Genomic DNA, 3743 nt, shown 5'->3' on the forward strand with positions numbered 1-3743 from the left:
TGTGGCTGCATCGATGCTCTCCTTCCAATGCACCGAATGAATCACACCAGCGGTCTCAAAGCGAGAGGTTATTGCGGGCGTCCAGCTCGCCGGTCGCATCAGATGTGCTGCACCGCATCGCCGAACTCTATGCCATCGAAGACGAAGTGCGGGGATCGTCGGCGCGGCAACGCCAGACCGTCCGCAATGCACGGAGCAGGCCCATCGTGGACGATCTCCACCAGTATCTCGACACCCGTGGCCGGCAGGTCAGCACCAAGAGCAGGCTCGGTGAAGCGATCCGCTATGCGCTCACCCGGTGGGATGGCCTCCTCCGGTTCCTTGATGATGGCCGCATCGATCTCGACAACAACACCGTCGAGCGCTCCATCCGCCCGCTCGCCCTCAATCGCAAAAACGCCCTGTTCGCCGGTTCCGACGAAGGCGGCGACAACTGGGCGGTGATCGCCACGCTCATCGAAAACTGCAAACTGAACGGTATCGATCCGAACGCCTGGTTGACCGCCACTCTCTCGAGCCTCGCCAACGGTCACCCGGCCAACCGCGTCAGCGAACTCATGCCCTGGGCCGACGTGGGCTGAAAACAGCGCTTACATTTCTATTGCCCACTTTTGCGGAAAATTAAATGCTCGGTGACACCGCGGCTATTCTGAATCGATGGCGCCGTGCGCGCACTATCGCAATGTCAATGACGCCAGGGGACGTCTTCCAAAAAAAGAAAAGGGGGGCGCACCGAAGTCCGCCCCCCCCCGCCGGTCCGCTCAATACAGGACCGCTTCAATGCCAGTGATCAGAAGCTGTAACTGGCTTCCACACCCCATGTGCGCGGCGGCCCCAGATAAAGACTGTTGTAGGGTGCAGCCGGCAGGATAACCGAAACACCAGCCTGATATTCCACATCGAAGATGTTTTTAAGATAGAAGCCGAGGTCGAAGCTCGAGCCGCCTATGCCCTTCAGATCGATGCGGCCATTAGCCAACGAATAGCCTTCCAGCTGGAAACCCTGCTGACCGCCGTAGTCCGCCGTCATGTACAGATCCCCACTGAAAATCAGGTCAGCATCTGCCGGCTTGACCGGTGCAATCCAGCTTGCGCTGAACGTACCTGCGAATGTGGGGGTCAGCTTGTTGATTTGTCCCTCGCCGAATGTGCCAACATTGGGCCCCAGCTCCCCATTGGTGTTCACGGGCAAAAGCTCGTCGATGTCCGTTTGCGTAATAGCGCCGTTGAACCCAATGGTCAGGTTATTATCGGGCGACACGCTTGCATCGATTTCGACGCCATAGATACTGAGATCGGCGGCATTGATAATGAACGATGACGGAGGAGCATCAAGCGTACCGCGAGGAAACAGGAAATTGCCCGAATTGGACAAAAATTGGGTCGCATTCTCGTACTTTGAATAGAAGGCGGCAAGGTTCAGGCGACCTCGCGCACCTCCCAGAAAAAAGTTAAGCTTTTCGCCAATTTCTACGTCGGTCACGCGTTCCTGCTTAATGGTCTGGTATCCCGTAAGGTCGACACAGGATAAGGAATAATTCCCTGAAGGGCAGGTAACCGGATCGGACTCGAAGAGTGGAAAGTTTAAGTTTCTTGGGCGGACGCCCCGGCGACTAGTGATATAGACCATCAGGTCCGGATTTACTTTGTAGTCGAAGCCGATTGTCCAGGTGGGATAATCATCTTTCGTAGACGCACGACCGAAACCGTCACTGAATTCCGTCGGCGTACCAACGCGGTCCGCAATATTTTGCTTACACTCGTCAAAAGAGACCGATTCAAACGTTGCCGGATTACCAGGGCTATAGCAAAACTGTGTCTTGTCCCAGCTATACCGACCGCCAACGTTGAAATTCAGCCTTTCATTAAGCGGAATTGTGATCTGACTGTAGATAGCAAAGCTCTGATTTTTCACATGCGTTGTTGTGGGTGGAATGCGGCCCAGCGAGGAGAAGGTCGTGAATTGGTCACCAGAGGGACCGGCGGGGCCATCGACGCTGTAGTATGCGCCTAATATCCCGTTTAGACCGCTGCCACTATCGAAGATGAGTTGAAAATCGTTATCGATATAGTCGCGCACGTAGCGCTGCTCGGCGTAATAAACGATAAACGGTTGGGTCACGAGCCCACCTAGAAACGGATTAGAGAATCCGCCTTGATCTAGGATCGGCACGGCACCGGTGTTGATTCCTTGATTGTTAGTATTCTTACGATACCCGAAGATGTTCCGGATCGACAGGCTATCGCTTAAATCCACATCGGTCGTGTTCACGACAGCGATCGATTTTCGATAGGCGCGGCCGCCGTTGATACCGCCATCGAATGCACCGCGCGGATTTTCTCGTGCATAATCGGCAGCAAGGTTAGCAAGTGAGACCGCTGCGGCTGCCCGGGCTGGATCGCCCATGAGCGGCAAGAATGCAGTGTTTTGGAACGGCGCAAAATCGGCTTTATAGAGAAATAGGCCAGCTGCCCGCTCATCCGCCTCGAAATATTCGAACACGGTGGTGTTCGATATTCTATCGGTCGGCTTTATCGTTAGCGATGCGCGAACGCTGTCATTGTTAATGTCATCGAACCCCGGGTAGCTGCCTGCATTGGGATCGTTAACTCCTAACGCCTGAACCTCCGGAAGGGCGAAGAAGTCAGAGTCGAGTGAACGAATTCGTTCATCCTGCCGGCGGATCTGCCCAGCGACGCGCAGCGCGACAGTGCCAGGAATGATGGGGATATTGATTGCGCCTTCAAGAGCGCGATATTCATACCGTCCATAGGTTCCACGGACATAGCCTCCAAAATCATACAGATCCGGCTGCACTGTGTTGACTAGAATCGCTCCGCCAAGCGTCGATTTGCCAAAAAGTGTTCCTTGAGGCCCTTTCAGGACCTGAATGTTCGCGATGTCATATGTAGGGATACTCGAACCGAGGCTGGGGATCGCAATATTGTTGAAATAGGTTACGACACCCGGAGTCGTGAGCCCGACAGGAAGCTGCCCGATGCCGCGTAGGCTGACATTCGTCGTGCTTTTGCCGCCTTCCGAGTTGAAATTCAGACCAGACGCAATCGACCGTACGTCGGACAATTCCTGCACAGTACTGCGCTCAAGCGCTTGGCTGTCAAAAGCAGTCACCGCAACGGGGACATCCTGCAGTCGCTCATCGGTGCGACGCGCGGTAACGATGATCTCGCCTTGCCCTGCGGGTGAAGCTTCGGCGAGCTCCACTTCGGCACTGTCCTGATTTTCAGTATCCTGTGCGTGCGCGGGAAGCGCGACTGCAAGCGCGGCGCTAGACGCCAACAGGGCAGGATGAAGTAATTTTCGCATTGACCATCTCCCATAGAATTAAAATCTTTATGTCTGCTGCGAGGGTAGATAGCTCGAATGCCGGTGCCATGACCTATCTTAAGGTGGGGACCGTTTTTTTTCCATTGGGGGGCGTTTGCGTACGCCCACCGTGGGCATTTCGGCAGACGATGGGCCCGAGGTATTTTGCCTTTCGCAGACTATGCACTCGTGATCCGTTTTCTGATCTGGATGTCGGTGGCTGCGCTGAACGAGTGCGCGACAAGGTCGAAGCGTTGGGGGCATCCCGACCGCAGCAAATGGTCGTCGGGTGCGGCATGCGAGAATTCGACATTGCCGGCATGGCTTCGGCCTAGCCCGTCGTATTCACCAGGCGGGTTCGGAAGGGTTGGCGGGAGTGGCCTAAGCCTCTGATCTGAATTAGGAACTGGGTATC

The 3743-nt window shown here is 55.2% G+C and carries 2 protein-coding genes; one reads left to right on the forward strand and one right to left on the reverse strand.

The features are described from left to right. Positions 1-581 (forward strand): IS66 family transposase (locus K4G67_RS16540; RefSeq protein ID WP_239807361.1); only part of this gene is annotated, 581 nt, incomplete at its 5' end. A 209-nt stretch (positions 582-790) separates the two neighbouring features. Here the strand turns inward: K4G67_RS16540 and K4G67_RS16545 are convergent. Beyond that, positions 791-3328: a TonB-dependent receptor gene (locus tag K4G67_RS16545; protein ID WP_239807362.1), complete on the reverse strand. Its 2538-nt coding sequence runs from the start codon at positions 3326-3328 to the stop codon at positions 791-793. Positions 3329-3743: the final 415 nt, after the last annotated feature.

The organism is Croceicoccus hydrothermalis, assembly GCF_022378335.1.
Classification (GTDB): domain Bacteria; phylum Pseudomonadota; class Alphaproteobacteria; order Sphingomonadales; family Sphingomonadaceae; genus Croceicoccus; species Croceicoccus hydrothermalis.